This window comes from Bradyrhizobium genomosp. I (2014) (assembly GCF_000261685.1).
In the GTDB taxonomy this organism is placed as follows: domain Bacteria; phylum Pseudomonadota; class Alphaproteobacteria; order Rhizobiales; family Xanthobacteraceae; genus Bradyrhizobium.
Genome location: NZ_AJQE01000275.1, coordinates 1 through 15,471, shown reverse-complemented (window position 1 = coordinate 15,471; position 15,471 = coordinate 1). Strand labels below are relative to the sequence as shown.

At 64.9% G+C, this 15,471-nt stretch carries 18 protein-coding genes; 13 read left to right on the top strand and 5 right to left on the bottom strand.

Annotation, left to right across the window (positions count from 1 at the left end):
* Window position 1 precedes the first annotated feature (1 nt).
* From IC50_RS25505 to IC50_RS25475, 7 genes are all read left to right on the top strand, one after another.
* Complete coding sequence (locus IC50_RS25505) at window positions 2–1,321, top strand: TRAP transporter large permease (RefSeq protein WP_035711241.1); 1,320 nt, start codon at window positions 2–4, stop codon at window positions 1,319–1,321.
* 12 nt (window positions 1,322–1,333) lie between these two features.
* On the top strand, window positions 1,334–1,795 hold the full coding sequence (locus IC50_RS25500) for a DUF3237 domain-containing protein (protein ID WP_035711239.1): 462 nt from the start codon (window positions 1,334–1,336) through the stop codon (window positions 1,793–1,795).
* Window positions 1,796–2,019: 224 nt separating this feature from the next.
* Window positions 2,020–2,829: a crotonase/enoyl-CoA hydratase family protein gene (locus IC50_RS25495; RefSeq protein ID WP_011090568.1), complete on the top strand. Its 810-nt coding sequence runs from the start codon at window positions 2,020–2,022 to the stop codon at window positions 2,827–2,829.
* The gene (locus IC50_RS25490; RefSeq protein WP_035711237.1) at window positions 2,826–4,709 is read left to right on the top strand and encodes a feruloyl-CoA synthase; all 1,884 of its coding nucleotides are present in this window, start codon (window positions 2,826–2,828) and stop codon (window positions 4,707–4,709) included. The genes IC50_RS25495 and IC50_RS25490 overlap by 4 nt, the downstream gene beginning before the upstream one ends.
* A 25-nt stretch (window positions 4,710–4,734) precedes the next feature.
* On the top strand, window positions 4,735–5,496 hold the full coding sequence (locus tag IC50_RS25485) for an SDR family NAD(P)-dependent oxidoreductase (protein WP_035711235.1): 762 nt from the start codon (window positions 4,735–4,737) through the stop codon (window positions 5,494–5,496).
* A gap of 10 nt (window positions 5,497–5,506) precedes the next feature.
* Window positions 5,507–5,926 (top strand): acyl-CoA thioesterase, encoded by a 420-nt coding sequence (locus IC50_RS25480; protein WP_024340606.1) that lies wholly within the window; start codon window positions 5,507–5,509, stop codon window positions 5,924–5,926.
* Between the two features lie 90 nt (window positions 5,927–6,016).
* On the top strand, window positions 6,017–7,168 hold the full coding sequence (locus tag IC50_RS25475; RefSeq protein ID WP_035711233.1) for an ABC transporter substrate-binding protein: 1,152 nt from the start codon (window positions 6,017–6,019) through the stop codon (window positions 7,166–7,168).
* A gap of 181 nt (window positions 7,169–7,349) precedes the next feature.
* Here the strand turns inward: IC50_RS25475 and IC50_RS25470 are convergent, their stop codons facing one another.
* Both IC50_RS25470 and IC50_RS25465 read right to left on the bottom strand, forming a co-directional pair.
* The gene (locus IC50_RS25470) at window positions 7,350–8,078 is read right to left on the bottom strand and encodes a glutathione S-transferase family protein (RefSeq protein ID WP_035711230.1); all 729 of its coding nucleotides are present in this window, start codon (window positions 8,076–8,078) and stop codon (window positions 7,350–7,352) included.
* 37 nt (window positions 8,079–8,115) lie between these two features.
* Complete coding sequence (locus tag IC50_RS25465; RefSeq protein ID WP_035711229.1) at window positions 8,116–8,391, bottom strand: hypothetical protein; 276 nt, start codon at window positions 8,389–8,391, stop codon at window positions 8,116–8,118.
* A 127-nt stretch (window positions 8,392–8,518) separates the two neighbouring features.
* Here IC50_RS25465 and IC50_RS25460 point away from each other — a divergent pair, with 127 nt between their 5' ends.
* Together IC50_RS25460 and IC50_RS25455 are read left to right on the top strand one after the other, a co-directional pair.
* Window positions 8,519–9,217 (top strand): helix-turn-helix transcriptional regulator, encoded by a 699-nt coding sequence (locus IC50_RS25460; protein WP_035711226.1) that lies wholly within the window; start codon window positions 8,519–8,521, stop codon window positions 9,215–9,217.
* A 2-nt stretch (window positions 9,218–9,219) separates the two neighbouring features.
* On the top strand, window positions 9,220–9,543 hold the full coding sequence (locus IC50_RS25455; RefSeq protein WP_035711276.1) for a YkgJ family cysteine cluster protein: 324 nt from the start codon (window positions 9,220–9,222) through the stop codon (window positions 9,541–9,543).
* Here IC50_RS25455 and IC50_RS42045 read toward each other — a convergent pair.
* Entirely contained in the window at window positions 9,540–9,938 is a 399-nt protein-coding gene (locus IC50_RS42045) for a hypothetical protein (RefSeq protein ID WP_035711225.1), read from the bottom strand. The genes IC50_RS25455 and IC50_RS42045 overlap by 4 nt on opposite strands.
* A 275-nt stretch (window positions 9,939–10,213) precedes the next feature.
* Window positions 10,214–10,561 carry a DUF3307 domain-containing protein gene (locus IC50_RS25445; protein ID WP_050991089.1) on the bottom strand — a complete coding sequence of 116 codons (348 nt, stop codon included), beginning with the start codon at window positions 10,559–10,561 and terminating at the stop codon, window positions 10,214–10,216.
* Between the two features lie 390 nt (window positions 10,562–10,951).
* Between IC50_RS25445 and IC50_RS25440 the strand changes: the two genes are divergently transcribed.
* Both IC50_RS25440 and IC50_RS25435 read left to right on the top strand, forming a co-directional pair.
* Entirely contained in the window at window positions 10,952–12,397 is a 1,446-nt protein-coding gene (locus tag IC50_RS25440) for a TAXI family TRAP transporter solute-binding subunit (protein ID WP_050991087.1), read from the top strand.
* A gap of 65 nt (window positions 12,398–12,462) precedes the next feature.
* The gene (locus tag IC50_RS25435; RefSeq protein ID WP_035711219.1) at window positions 12,463–13,248 is read left to right on the top strand and encodes an enoyl-CoA hydratase/isomerase family protein; all 786 of its coding nucleotides are present in this window, start codon (window positions 12,463–12,465) and stop codon (window positions 13,246–13,248) included.
* A gap of 88 nt (window positions 13,249–13,336) precedes the next feature.
* On the opposite strand, the gene IC50_RS25430 is transcribed toward IC50_RS25435, so the two are convergent.
* Window positions 13,337–13,981, bottom strand: a complete 645-nt coding sequence (locus IC50_RS25430) for a glutathione S-transferase family protein (RefSeq protein WP_035711274.1) — start codon at window positions 13,979–13,981, stop codon at window positions 13,337–13,339.
* 86 nt (window positions 13,982–14,067) lie between these two features.
* Here IC50_RS25430 and IC50_RS25425 point away from each other — a divergent pair, with 86 nt between their 5' ends.
* Both IC50_RS25425 and IC50_RS25420 read left to right on the top strand, forming a co-directional pair.
* On the top strand, window positions 14,068–15,087 hold the full coding sequence (locus tag IC50_RS25425) for a helix-turn-helix transcriptional regulator (protein ID WP_035711217.1): 1,020 nt from the start codon (window positions 14,068–14,070) through the stop codon (window positions 15,085–15,087).
* A 97-nt stretch (window positions 15,088–15,184) separates the two neighbouring features.
* A complete protein-coding gene (locus IC50_RS25420; RefSeq protein ID WP_035711273.1) occupies window positions 15,185–15,427 on the top strand; it encodes a hypothetical protein in 243 nt (80 codons plus the stop codon).
* Window positions 15,428–15,471 lie beyond the last annotated feature (44 nt).

Genomic DNA, 15,471 nt, shown 5'->3' with positions numbered 1-15,471 from the left:
CATGAGCACCGATGCCGTCGCCTTAATCGGCTTCGTTTCCCTGTTCGTCCTGATGCTGCTGCGCGTGCCCGTCGGCATGGCCATGGGCCTCGTCGGCGTCTCCGGCTTCGCCTATCTCGTCAACGGAAATGCGGCGCTGAAGCTGGTCGGCCAGACCTCGATGCGCACGGTGACCGACTACACTTTCGGGGTCATCCCGATGTTCCTGCTGATGGGTTCGTTCGTGTCCAATTCCGGCATGAGCCGCGAGCTGTTCCGCGCCGCCAACGGTTTCGTCGGCCACTTACGCGGCGGGCTCGGCATCGCCACCGTCGGCGCCTGCGGCGGCTTTGCCGCGATCTGCGGCTCCTCGGTCGCGACCGCCGCGACCTTCTCCGCCGTCGCCTACCCGGAGATGCGCCGCTTCGGCTACCCGCAGTCCTTTGCCACCGGCGTGATCGCGGCGGGCGGCACGCTGGGCGCGATGCTGCCGCCCTCCACCGTGCTCGCGGTCTACGGCATCATCACCGAGCAGGACATCGGCAAGCTCTTCATCGCCGGCATCATCCCGGGCCTGCTGGCGATGAGCATGTACATGATCACGATCTTCCTGATCGGCTATCTTCGTCCCGACTTCCTGCCGAAAGGCAAGGTGACGCCGTGGCGCGAGCGCTTTGCGGGCCTGAAGGAGATCTGGGCGCCCGTGCTGCTGTTCATCTTCGTGATCGGCGGCCTCTACGGCCTGCCCTTCCTGCCGCGCTTCACGCCGACGGAGGCCGGCGGCGTCGGCGCCACCGGCGCCTTCATCATCGGCGTGCTGACGGGCCGCCTCGACCGCGAGAAGATCCTGGCCTCGCTGCTGCAGGCGACGCGCACCGCGGCCGCCGTGTTCACCGTGCTGATCGGCGCGCTGATCTTCGGCTATTTCCTCACGGTGACGCAGACGCCGCAGAAGGTGACGGAATTCCTCACCGGCCTCGGCCTCGGCAGCTACGGCGTGCTGGCGTTGATCATGGTGATGTATCTCGTGCTCGGCTGCCTGATGGACGCCATGGCGATGATCATCCTGACCGTGCCGATCATCTTCCCGGTGATCATGCATCTCGGCTTCGATCCGATCTGGTTCGGCGTCATCATCGTCATGACCGTCGAGCTCGGCCTGATCCATCCGCCGGTCGGCATGAATGTGTTCGTCATCAAGAGCGTGGTGAAGGACGTCTCCTTCTCCACCATCTTCAAGGGCGTGATTCCGTTCGTGGTCACGGACCTGATCCGCCTCGTGATCCTGATCGCCTTCCCGCTGCTGGCGACCTGGCTGCCCACGCGGATGATGGCGAATTGACGAGGTGACGCGATGACCACACCCACCCTCGAGACCAAATACGCCTTCACCATCACCGCCCGCATCGGCGACGTCGTGACCGCCGGCGAGACCGGGATCGGCGTTCGCCGCATCATCCCGATCATCGGCGGCGAGGTGACGGGCGGGGTCAAAGGCAAGGTGCTGCCATTCGGCGCCGACTTCCAGACCATTCGTCCCAACGAGCTGATCGATCTCGAAGCCAAATACGCCTTCGAAACCGACGAGGGCGCTATCATCTACGTCGAGAACAAGGGCATGCGCTTCGGCCCGGTCGAGCTGCTGCAAAAGCTCAAGCGCGGCGAGCCGGTCGACCCCAGGCTGATCTACTTCCGCACCGTGCCGAAGTTCGAGACCGGACACGAGAAATATCGCTGGCTGATGGAGCACATTTTCGTCGGCTCGGCCGCGCGGCACGCGGATCGCGTGGTGATCGACGTGCATCAGGTGGTGTGAGCCACACACGCCGCCGTCGTTCCGGCGAACGCCGGTACCCATACCGCGCGATCTATCGATCGCGGCGGTCGCGGTGCCGAACGATCAATCTTCGCCAAATTCTTCCCGGGAGTATGGGTCCCGGCGTTCGCCGGAACGACACCGAATGTGAGGATCGCCGCCCGGCTCCATATTGACTCCCCCAGAATTCGTTATACAACATAACTATTCTGATAAGGACGCAAATGACACAGGGAAACGCCGAGACCGCTGACGCGGGTGCCTCCGGGCTTTTGAGGATCGAGCGGGCGGACCGGGTTCTGACCGTTGGTCTGAACCGGCCGGCGAAGCGCAATGCGCTCAATGACGGCATCATCCTGGAAATCGGCGAGTGTTTTGCCTCCCTGCCCGAGGACATCGGTGCGGTCGTCATCCACGGCATCGGCGACCATTTCTCCAGCGGTCTCGACCTGTCCGAATTGACCGAGCATGACGCGACCGGCGGCCTGCTCCATTCCCAGATGTGGCACCGGGTGTTCGATCGCATCCAGTACAGCCGCGTGCCCGTCATCGCGGCGCTTCGGGGCGCCGTGATCGGCGGCGGGCTCGAGCTTGCCTGCGCCGCGCATATCCGCGTCGCCGAGCCCTCGACCTATTTCGCGCTGCCGGAGGGACAGCGCGGCATCTTCGTCGGCGGCGGCGGCTCGGTGCGGCTGCCGCGGCTGATCGGCGTCGCCAGGATGATGGACATGATGCTGACCGGACGCGTCTACAGCGCGACCGAAGGCGCGTCCTACGGCTTCGCGCAATATCTGACGGAGGCTGGCAACGGGCTCGGCAAGGCGCTGGAGCTTGCAACGAAGATCGCCTCCAACGCGCCGCTGACCAATTTTGCCGTGCTCCAGGCGCTGCCGATGATCGCGGAGGCCAATCCGCAGACCGGTCTTCTGATGGAATCGCTGATGGCAACGGTGGCGCAGAGCGACAAGGAAGCAAAACGCAGGATCCGCGAATTCCTCGAACACAAGACCGCAAAGGTAAAGCCGAAGTCATGAGCGCGCAGCCCTCCTCTTCCAGCATGGAGCGCGGCGCGAGCACTTTGCCGCTGCGGCCGATCTCGTTCGGCGATCCCGTCGTCAATGTCGAGCGGCGCGACGACGGCACGATCTACCTCAGGCCGAAGCAGCCGCTCGGCGACTACCCGGTCCGCATCACCGACCGCCTGCATCATTGGGCCCAGACCACGCCGGACCGCGTCTTCATGGCCGAGCGCGAAGGCGGTCGCGGCTGGCGCAAGATCACCTATGCCGAGTTGCTCACCGCGAGCCGGCACATCGCATCAAGTCTGATTGCGCGCGGTCTGTCGGCGGAGCGCCCGGTCGTCATCCTCTCCGGCAATTCGATCGACCATGCCCTGCTCGCCTTCGGCGCGTTCTATGCCGGCGTTCCATTCTGCCCGGTGTCGCCGGCCTATTCGCTGGTGTCGAAGGATTACGGCAAGCTATCCTATCTGATGAAGCTGCTGACGCCCGGCCTCGTCTTCGCCGAGGATGCCGACAAGTTCGCCGATGCGCTCACCGCCAATGTTTCGCTCGGCACCGAGATCGCCGCGTCCTATGGCCATGTGCCGGGCCGCGACGTCACCCTGCTCGCCGACCTCATGGCAACGCCGCTCCGCAGCGACCTCGACGACGTCCACGGCAGGATCGGGCCCGACGCCATCGCAAAATTCCTGCTGACCTCGGGCTCGACCGGCAATCCCAAGGCCGTCATCAACACCCAGCGCATGATCTGCGCCAACCAGGTGATGCTGCGCGAGACGCTCGCCTTTCTCAAGGACGAGCCGCCCGTCATCATCGACTGGCTGCCCTGGAACCACACCTTTGGCGGCAACCACAATATCGGATTGACGCTCTACAACGGCGGCTCGATGTATCTGGACGCCGGCAAGCCGATGCCCGGCGGCATCGAGGAGACCGTGCGCAATCTCCAGGAGATTTCGCCCACGGTCTACTTCAACGTGCCCAAGGGCTACGAATCGCTGTTGCCGTATCTGCGCGACGACCAGGGCCTGCGCGCAAAGTTCTTCGACCGGCTGCACGCGATGTTCTTCTCGGGCGCGGCGCTGTCGCCGTTCGTCTGGAACAGCCTCGACGAGCTTGCGGTAAAGGAAAAAGGCTACCGCGTGCCGATGCTGACCGGCTTGGGCGCCACCGAGACCGCGCCGTTCTTCATGTCGGTCAATCCGCGCACCAGCCGTTCCGGCCATGTCGGCCTGCCCGTCTCGGGCAACGACGCCAAGCTGGTGCCGAACAACGGCAAGCTGGAGGTCCGCTGCAAGGGGCCGAACGTGATGCCCGGCTACTGGCGTCAGCCCGACATCACCGCAAAATCCTTCGACGAGGAAGGATTCTACAAGCTCGGCGATGCGCTCAAGCCGACCGATCCCGATGATCTCAACGCCGGCTTCGACTTCGACGGCCGCGTCAGCGAGGATTTCAAGCTGGCGAGCGGCACCTGGGTCAGCGTCGGTCCCTTGCGAGCGCGCTTCGTTGCGGCCTGCGCCCCGCTGGTGCGCGACGTCGTCATCGCCGGCATCAACCGTGACGAGATCTCCGCGCTGGTCGTGCTCGACCTCGACGGCTGCCGGCTGATCAACCCGACGCTGCCGACCGACGATCTCGTCGTCGCCACGCGGGACCGGCTGGTGCGCGAGGCTTTTCGCGAACGCCTGACGCGTTTTCTCAGCCAGGCCACCGGCTCCTCGACACGGATCACGCGCGCGATCCTGATGGACACGCCGCTGTCGATCGACAAGGGCGAAGTCACCGACAAGGGCTCGATCAACCAGCGTGCGGTGCTGGAGCATCGCGGCGAGCTGATCGAGGAGCTCTACGCTGCCAATCCATCGAACCGTGTGATATCGGTCGCTTGAGAAATCATCGCCAAAGGAGAACGCCATGTTGTTGAAGGATCAGGCAGCCATCGTGACCGGCGGCGCATCGGGATTGGGTGCGGCGACCGCGCGAAAGCTGGCGGCGCAGGGCGCCAAGGTCGCGGTGTTCGATCTCAATGCCAAGCTCGCGGAAACCGTCGCCGCCGAGATCAACGGCGTCGCCGTGACCTGCGACGTCTCCGACGCCGCCTCCGCGGAAGCCGCGATCGCGCAGGCGACCAAGGCCCATGGCCCGGCCCGCGTGCTGGTCAATTGCGCCGGCATCGGCGTTGCCAAGCGCGTGGTCGGCCGCGACGGCCCGATGGCGCTCGCCGATTTCGACAAGGTGATCAAGGTCAATCTGATCGGCACCTTCAACATGCTGCGCCTTGCCGCGACCGAGATGTCCAGGCTGGAGCCGCAGGCGACCGGCGAGCGCGGCGTCATCATCAACACGGCGTCCGTCGCCGCCTATGACGGCCAGATCGGCCAGTCCGCCTATTCGGCCTCGAAGGGCGGCATCGTCGGCATGACGCTGCCGATCGCGCGCGAGCTCGCGCAGTTCGGCGTCCGCGTGCTGACCATCGCGCCCGGCCTGTTCCTGACGCCGCTGCTCGCGAACCTGCCGCAGGAAGCCCAGGACTCGCTCGCCGCCGCGATCCCCTTCCCGCGCCGGCTCGGCAATGCCGACGAATTCGCCGCGCTCGCGCTGCACATGGTCGAGAATGCGTATCTGAACGGCGAAGTGGTGCGCCTCGACGGATCGCTGCGCATGGCGCCGAAATGAGGCGCCGCGCATGTTCGTGAACCGGCGCGAGGTCCAGATCCAGTGGGGCGATTGCGACCCCGCCAACATCGTCTATTACCCGCGCTATTTCGCGATGTTCGACGATTCGACCTCGACCCTGTTCGAGGTCGCCGGCTTCTCCAAGCAGGATCTGGTCCGCAAATACGGCCTGGTGGGCATCCCGATGGTCGACACGCGGGCCAAGTTCTACATTCCCTCGACCTATGGCGACTGGATCACCATCGAGACGAGGATCGAGAGCATCAAGCGCTCGAGCTTCGAGGTGAAACACAACGTCTACAAGGGCGAGGCGCTGGCGATCGAGGGGTTCGAGACCCGCGTGCTGGTCGGCCGCGATCCCGTTAACCCCGACAAGCTGAAATCGGCACCGTTCCCGGCGGAAATGGTAGCGAAGTTCACGGGGAGTTGAGCCTGGAGCTAAATCGCCGCATCACCAAAAGAGGGGGCTGAATTACCCCCCAATTTCTGCTTTCAAGGAAACACGTAAAGGGAGGAATAGATGAAACGCTTTTACCTGACCGCCGCCATCACCGCGGCGGCGCTGGCACTGCCGGCAGTGCCTGCGCTGGCGCAGACCAGCGAAGTCACCATTGGCATCACCACCACGACGACCGGCCCGGGTGCAGCGCTCGGCATTCCCGAGCGCAACGCGCTGGAGTTCGTGCCGAAGGAGATCGGCGGCGTGCCGCTGAAGGTGATCGTGCTCGACGACGGCGGCGATCCCACCACGGCGACCACCAACGCCCGCCGCTTCGTGACCGAATCGAAGGCCGACCTCATCATGGGCTCGGCGCTGACGCCGCCGACCATCGCGGTCTCCAACGTCGCCAACGAAGCCGGCATCCCGCATTTCGGCCTGGCGCCGTTCCCGATCACGCCCGAGCGCATGAAGTGGTCGGTCGCGATGCCGCAGCCGATTCCGATCGTCGGCAAGGTGCTGTACGACCATATGAAGTCCAAGGGCGTGAAGACGCTCGGCTATATCGGCTATTCCGACTCCTATGGCGACCTCTGGTTCAACGACCTCAAGGCCCAGGCCGTGCCGATGGGCATGACCATCGTCGACGAGGAGCGCTTTGCCCGTCCCGATACCTCGGTGACCGGGCAGGTGCTGAAGCTCGTTGCCGCCAATCCCGATGCGATCCTGGTCGGCGCATCCGGCACCGCGGCCGCCCTGCCGCAGACCGAGCTGCGCGAGCGCGGTTACAAGGGCCTGATCTACCAGACCCACGGTGCTGCCAGCATGGACTTCATCCGCATCGCCGGCAAGGCGGCGGAGGGCGTGCTGATGGCCTCCGGTCCGGTCATGGACCCCGAGGACCAGCCGGACAGCGCGCTGACCAAGAAGCCGGGCCTCGCGCTGAACTCGGCCTATGAAGCCAAATATGGCCCGAACAGCCGCAGCCAGTTCGCCGGCCATTCCTATGACGCGTTCGAGATCCTCAAGCGCATCATTCCGGTGGCGTTGAAGACGGCGAAGCCGGGCACGCCGGAATTCCGCGAAGCCATCCGCCAAGCGCTGCTAACGGAGAAGGAGCTCGCGGCGAGCCAGGGCGTTTACAACTTCACCGAAAAGGACCGCTACGGCCTCGACCAGCGCTCGCGCATCCTGCTCACGGTGAAGGACGGCAAGTACTCGCTGGTGAAGTAGGTGCGACGAAAGATTTGAGACGACGAGAGCCGGCCCGATGGGCCGGCTCTTTTGTTTTTGCTCCGGACTCTCAGGTCGTCATGGCCGGGCTTGTCCCGGCCATCCACGCCTTGCCCCGCGGCGCGAAGAACGTGGATGCCCGGGACAAGCCCGGGCATGACGAAGCGGATACGGCGCGTTCCTACGCTGCCTGCCGCAGCGGGATCCAAGCGAATTCGGGATAGTATGTCTCCATCATGCGATCGACATAGGCGGTGAGGTTTGGAAATCCCTCGGCCCGCTGGCGCAGTCCGGACTCGAAGAAAGGCGTCAGGATTCCGGCGAGCGCGCCGAAGGCGGTGGCATCGACGCCGCAGGGCTTGCTGCCCATCAGGTACGCCCTGTCGCCGAGCTGCACCGACAGCGCGAAGAGCGAGCGGACCGCGAGATCGACGTCGTCATCCGGCGCATGGCGGCCGAGGCCGGAGAGCAGATAGTTCTCGGCGACGCGGAATTGCGCATCCTCGCGCAGCTTCTCGCGATTGTGCTCCGGCGCGCCATCGAAGAAATGCGCAGGCCCCTTGGCGAAATTGACCGGATCGACCCAGCGCGCGCCGACCAGCGCCCAATAGACGTGATGCTCGATCATGCGCTCGAACGCCCAGGCCTGCGCGCGCTCGGCCAGCGACAGGCCGGCGTCGAAATCGAAGCCGTAGCGGCGCTCGATATGGGCGCGGATGAAGGTGGAATCAGCCACGGCTTCGCCGCCATCGTCGATGAAGGGCAGCTGTCCCTTGGGCGACGCGGGCGGCATAGCCCGCTCCTTCCGGTAGGGCAGGCCCGCCATCTTGAGCTGCACCTCGGTCTTGGTGACGAAGGGGCTGATTTCCGGCAGGCCGAAGCCGGTGCCAAAGCCGTAAAGCGTGATCATGAAGCTCTCCCGAACGTGTCGAACGAGTTGAAGGAACCTAGCGGCCGGCTGCTGCCACCATGGTGGCAGCAGCCGTGATATCTTCTGCGAAGCGGGCCCCTCGCCAGGCGCGGCCCATCACATGGCGAACCAGCGCATCCGCGGCATGGACCAGCGAACGCGTCACGGCGGTCGCGAGCGCAAGGCGGAGGTCGACGACCGTGGAATCAAGCGAAACGAAGCAGCTGAACGCCCAGGCCCGCCACGCCTGGATCTGGAAAGGCTGGCTCCGCCACAACGGGCCGGCCGGGCCGAAATGGGTTGGAATGATCATGGACAAATCCTCTTCAGTCGATGTGTTGTCCCGGTATAGAACTCCCCTGCTGCCAACATCCTGTCAGCAGCCGCGCGCCGCCCTCTGAAGAGACCACCGAGAAAAAAGCAGCGACAAGGGACCTGTCATGAGACGCGCCGACCGGCTGTTTCAAATCATCCAGGTGCTGAGGCGCACGCGGAAGCCGCTGACGGCGGACGCGATCGCGGGCGAGCTCGAGACCTCGAAGCGCACGATCTATCGCGACATCGCGACGCTGATCGGCCAGCGCGTGCCGATCCGCGGCGAAGCCGGCATGGGCTACATCCTGGAAAAGGGTTTTGACCTCCCGCCGCTCATGCTGACACCCGACGAGATCGAGGCGGCGGTGCTGGGCGCGCAATGGGTCGCGGGCCACGCTGACTCCGCGCTGGCGCGCGCGGCCGAAGACTTGATGGCCAAGATCGCCGACACCGTGCCTGAGCGCCTGCGGCCCTTCGTGCTGGAGCCGGCGAGCCGGGCGCGGCCGAGCTGGAACAGGGAGCCGGACCGCCTGGACATGGCCCGCACCCGCACCCAGATCCACGAAGGCAAGAAGATCATGCTGCGCTATCGCGACGAGCAAGGCCGCCCCAGCGAGCGCGTGATCTGGCCGATTTCCGTCGGCTATCTCGAAGCGGTGCGGCTGCTGGCGGCCTGGTGCGAGCTGCGCGGCGACTTCCGCAGCTTCCGTACCGACCGCGTGGTCGAGGCGACCTATCTCGACGAGAAATATCCGGAACGGCGCGACGTGCTGCGCGCAAGATGGCGGCAGAGCCTGGTCTGGGGTCCGCCAAAGGACACGTGACGATGGAAGAGAGCTCCCTCATCGATCTGTCGAGCTGTTGCCAGGGTTGCGGGGCCTGCTGCGGCTATTCGGCGAACTGGCCGCGCTTCTCGATCGAGAGCGACGAGGAGCTTGCCGCTATTCCCGAGACGCTGGTCAACGAGCGCCAGTCCGGCATGCGCTGCGAGGGTGATCGCTGCTCGGCATTGGAGGGAGAAATCGGCAAGTCGACCGCTTGCGGTATCTATGAAGTGCGGCCGGAAGTCTGCCGCACCTGCATGCCGGGCGACGCCGAATGCGCGATGGCGCGACGGAAGTTCGGGTTCCCTGTGATAGAGGCCGCTTAGGCGGGCACCGCTTCGCTGATTTCGTCGTCGAGCTCGTCATCGAGCGGCGCGAGCACCGAGAGCGGCTTGGTCGACAGCGTGATCGGCTTGCGCCCGCCCGACAGCGACGGTGAGGATTTCGCCGTGCGTTCGCGCGACAGCGCGTAGAGCGTCGAGCCGACGCGGCCGCCGTTCTCGATCAGGTCACGCTCGCTGCAGCTTGCTGCGATCGCGACCGCCAGCGAGTGCAAATGGCTGCGGCGGTAGCAAAACAGCGCCAGCCTGGCGCGCGCGTCAGGGGAAACACTCTCAACCAGCCTCGGCAGCCCACTTTCGCTGGCGCGATACATCTCGCCAAGGAGCTCGTCGCGGACCGGGCAGAAATCGCTTTCAAAGGTGTCGCGGCTTGAAAACATTGCAGTTCTCCCTCGTGTGGGGAAGATGCAGCGCAATTCTCTAACGAAGGGTTAACCACGCTGCCCGGTGGTCGCCCGGAGTGCCTGCGCCCTTGCCGCGAATCAGAGGGCGCGAGGGCGCAAATGCTCTCCCGGCGTCATGGCCGGGCTTGTCCCGGCCATCCACGGAGAGCCAAGTGGCACGAAGAACGTGGATGCCCGGGACAAGCCCGGCCATGACGACCTCTCGTGATGCAAGCGATTGCTTCCAGCCAAAGGCCGCAGGACGGCCGCTCTCAGTTCGCCGCCATGAAGATGGAGAGGCCGAAGCCGGTGAGATGGTGCAGCGCCTGGTCGACGCCGATCAGGGTCCAGAACCAGGGATGCGCAAGGTCGACGCCGAAATTCGCCGAGACGAACCCCTTGGCGCGGTCGATCGTGATGTGGATCATGAAATCGATCAGCGCCACGAACCAGAATTTCGGCGCCACGATCAGAATCAACGGCAGCGCAACGGCAAGGTGGATCAGGCAGTGCACCAGAAGCGGCAGAGCCCAGCCATGCTTCTGGTCCTTGCCGTGCGCCATCCAGGCGGTCTGAAGAACGAAATCGGCGATGATGTGCTTGAAGGTCAGCAGCAACATCCAGCCAATGAGCGCTTCAAGCGGAATCGCCGATGACATGGGTGGAAACGACAAGCTAACGCCCTCATTGACGTGACGAGAAGAATTGGAGCGTTCAGCGCAGCTTCTTCTTGGACCGGTCAAATCGCCGGGACGCGTGATTTATGACATCTCCCGCGGCGGAATGCAGCGGGGGGAACCGGAAAATCGCCAACTGTGGCTAACTGGTGATAGGATGACCAATCGCCGCGGACACATCGAGTAAGGTTACCTCCGGCTCGGAATTTGCATTCTGCTACCGTCGCGCTATCATTGGCGATAGAGAATATCGTTCTTTTTTCAGACGTTTACGAATTACAGGGCGCCCGCCACGAGCCGGTGCCATCCGCGACTCAAGGCCAGAGTGCTGCCATGAGTACTGAAGGCCCCATCTCATCGCCGACCGAACCGGCACCCCCACGCCCCAAGGTGATCAAGACAAATCAGCAGCAGGTTTTCCTGTACGTCGTGCTGACCCTGCTGTTGTCGTTCGCCACCGTCTGGGGTGGTCGCGCTTTGCTGCACAATTCGGAGACGCTGACCTTTGCCGTCGGCGCTCCCAACAGTGACGAGGCGCTGTTCGCGGCCAAGCTCGCCGTCGTGCTGAAGAACAACGCCTCGCGCTTCCGGATCAAGATCGTCAACAATGCAGACGACGCCAAGGCGCTCGCCCAATTCGATCGCAGGCAGGCTGACCTCGCCGTCCTGCGTACCGACGCCAAGGTGCCGCTGCGGGCGCGCGCCCTCGCGATTCTCGAGCATGATCTCGTGCTCCTGCTTGGTCCCGGCAACAAGAAGATCAAGTCGATTGCCGATCTGAAGAGGAGGAAGGTCGCGGTCTTGGCCGAGAATGAATCCTCCCTCGCCTTCGTCCGCAGCATCCTCGACCTTCCCGACGGTCCTGACACTGCGAAGATCCAGATGGCGCCGCAGGGCGCAAAGCTCGACAAGCTGTTTGCACCGCCAAACGGCGTTGGCGCGGTGATCGCCATCGTCCACGCCTCCGGGGCAGTCAGGGACAAGGCCTATGAGCACCTCGCCAGGCGCGGCGGCTTCACGCTCAACGCGATCGACGAGGTCAAGGCGCTGGCGCGCAAATTCCCCGGCATTTCCAGCGAGACGCTGACGGCAGGCACGCTGTCGGCTTCGCCGCAGATTCCCGACGACGACCTCGACACGATCGGGCTCGAATGGCTGCTGATCGCGCAATCCAGAATGTCGGTATCCACGGCGGGCGAACTGGCCCGCACCATCTACGAAAACAAGTCCGCGCTCGGGCTCGACAACGGCTTCGCCACCAGGATAGAGCCGGCCTCCGTCGAGAAGGACGCCTTCGTGATGGCACACCAGGGGGCAGCCGACTACATCAACGACGACACCAAATCGTTCATGGATAAGTACAGCGACCTGATGTATGTGGGCGCCGCGGCGCTCAGCGTCATCGGCTCGATCTTTGCGGCGATCTACACCAAGATCACCCGCATCGCGCCGGAGAAGGCCAGCGAGCTCTCGACCGCCATCCTCGACATCGGCGAGCGGATCGAGCATGCCCACTCGCTGGATCAGCTCGAATGTCTCCAGGACGAGCTGGAGGCCATCTTGCGCGGCGCCGTTATCGGCCTGCGAGACGGCACCATCAGTACCGACGGGCTCGACACCTTCAAGCTCGGCTACGAATTCGTCCGCGACGAGATCGGCATGCGCCGCGACTATCTGAAACGTCATGCCAGCGAAGCCGAGAAGACGGTGCGCGATGCCGCCCCTGCCCCGCCGGACGACAGCAATGTCGTGGTGGTGAAGACGGCCCAGAGCGCCTGATCCGCGCACCGTTGTTGACGGTTTCCGCCCGGGCGGGCACTTTGGCGCCGACAATGGAGACAAGAATGTCGGACACCGCCGACGCAGCTACCGGCCCCCTGCTCGAAATCACCGGCGCACGTGCCACCATCCGCCTCAACCGACCCAAGCATCTCAACCGGCTCCAGGCGGAGGATCTGGACGAACTGGTCAGACTGTTCGACCGGATCGAGGCCGATCCCGATATTCGCGTGCTGGTGCTGACCGGCACCGGGCGTGCGTTCTCCGCGGGCTACGATCTCAACTCGGTGGCGGAGCGCGCGGTCAGCGCGAACGAGCAGCAGAGCGCGGGCTCGGCCTTCGCGGTGGTCGTCAACCGGCTGGAGGATTTGGGCGTACCGACGATCTGCCGGCTTAACGGCGGCGTCTATGGCGGCTCGACCGACCTGGCGCTCGCCTGCGATTTCCGGATCGGTGTCGATACCGCGGAAATGTTCATGCCGGCGGCGCGGCTTGGGCTGCATTATTACCCGAGCGGCATCAAACGCTACGTGACGCGCCTCGGCCCGGACAATGCGAAGAAGCTGTTCCTGACCGCGCAGAAGATCAGCGCGCCGGAGATGCTGCGCATCGGCTATCTCACCGCGATGGTGCCGGTGGAATTCCTGGACGAGGAGGTCGACAGGCTTGCCGGCGTCCTCGCGGGCAACGCGCCGCAGGCGATGCGCGGCATGAAGCGCGCCATCAACGAGTTCGCCCGCGGCGAACTCGATGAGGAAGCCGCCGACCAGCGCCACCGCGACAGCATGCGCGGCGACGAGATCAAGGAAGGCATCAGGGCATTTGCCGAGAAGCGGACACCGCGGTTTTGAGGGATCGGGACGCGCCTCATACTCCGCTGTCGTCCCGGACAAGCGTGCCCCGATCCGGGACGACAGCGGAGAATGAGGCACGAGCCGCCTACCCTCCAGCCGCAGCCGCATGCTGCGCCGCGATCTCGGCGTCGGCCGCCGTGATCCGCCGGAATGCCGGCCGCGCCGTCATGCGCTCCGCATAGCGGACGAAGACGTCCTTCTTCGGCACGATACCGAACATCATGGTCCAGCTGAACGCGACCCCCCACAACACGTCGGCGGCCGTCATGCGCTCGCCGAGCAGATACGGCCCCTTCGACAGCTGCGTCTCGAGCGCACCCAACATGGTGTCGTAGTCGGCATAGGGCGACTGCGTGATCGGCGCTGGCTCGCGTTGCATGAACTTGTCGATCAGGGCCGGCTCGAACGACGACCCGTAATACGCGATCCAGCGGAGGTAGGGGCCGCGGAGCGGATCAGTCAGAGAGGGCGTGAGGCCGGCCTGCGGAAACAGGTCAGCGAGATAGATGGTGATGGCGACCTGCTCGGTCACCAGCGCCTCGCCGTGACCGATCGCCGGCACCTTGCCGAGCGGGTTGATGGCAAGATAGCCGGACTGACGCTGCTCGCCGGCCTTCATGTTGAGGACATGGAGATCGTAAGGAGCCCCCAGTTCCTCCAGCAGCACCCGCGTGCCGGTGGCGCGCGTCTGCGGCGAATAATACAGCGTGATGCGGTTCGGATCGGTCATGGCAGTCTCCATCTGACCTTTTGGCGATGGCGCAGCTTGTAGCGGACCATACCTGACATCTTCTGTCAGGTATGGTTTAAGGGATCATGCGCGCGAGCCGGATGCTGTCGATCCTCACCACCCTCCAGGCCAGGGGGCGGGTCACCGCGCCTGAGCTTGCGGAGGCCTGCGAGGTCTCGGTGCGCACGATCTATCGCGACATCGATGCGCTCGCGGCGTCCGGCGTCCCCGTCTACGCCGACCGCGGCGCCGAAGGCGGCTATCGCCTGCTCGACGGCTATCGCGTGCGGCTGAATGGGCTGTCGCAGACCGAGGCAGGAGCGCTGTTTCTGGCGGGATTGCCCGGCCCGGCGGCGGCGCTCGGGCTGGACGCGGCGATGATCGCCGCGCAGAACAAGCTGATGGCCGCGCTGCCTGCGAATCTGCGCGAGAACGCCGGGCGGATGCAGGAGCGTTTTCACCTGGACGCGCCGGGCTGGTTCGGCGAGGCGGAGGACCCGAAGCACCTGCGCGCCATCGCCGGCGCCGTGCTGCGCGGGACGCTGATCAGGATCCGATACCAGAGCTGGCGCGCGGAGAAGCAGCGCCGCGTCGCCCCGCTTGGCCTCGTGCTGAAGGGCGGCAGCTGGTATCTCGCCGGCCAGGTCGACGGCAGCGTGCGTACCTATCGCGTCGCGCGCGTGCTCGACTGCACGGCGCTCGACAACCGCTTCGATCGTCCCGCCAGCTTCGATCTCGCCGCCTATTGGCAGGCAGCGACGCTGCGCCTCGAGGCCGAGATGCATCCGAATGTCGCGATCGTGCGGCTGTCGCCGTTCGGCGTGAAGCTGCTCGACGCGCTGAGCCAGCCCTATGTCAAGGCACGCACGCAGCTTGAAGAGACCATAGATGCCGATGGCTGGCGCATTGCGCGAATCCCGGTCGGCAAGACGTCGTGGCACGCCGCAGCGGAATTGCTGCGGCTCGGCCCCGAGGCCGAAGTGCTCGAGCCCGCCGACCTCCGCGACAAGATGGCAGAGATGACGCAGGCGATGGCTGCGCGCTATCGCGCGCTGCGAAAAGCCCGACGGCAGTACACTTTGTCGCAGCCCACGAAACAATCCTGAAACACGATTCTCCTCATCCCGTGTGAACGCGATCGCATCTCGTCTCGACCGAGATGCAGGGACACAACAATGGCTTAGCGCCAAATGGAGAATGAAGATGTTTCGTAAGCTTGCTCTTGGTCTGATCGCCGCCGGCTCGCTCGGTGTTGCCGCTCTCGCCCCCACCGCCGCCTCGGCCGGCGGTTTCCATCATCACCACTGGGGTCACGGCTGGGGTCCGGGCTGGGGCGGCGTCTACGTCAACACCGGCGTCAGCAACTGCTACCAGGAGCGCCTCGTCCGGACCCGTCATGGCCTGCGCGTGCGCGTCGTGAATGTCTGCGCCTACGGGATCTACTGATAGCTCGCGTTCACGACAAAGCTCCGGTCGCATCGCGGCCGGAG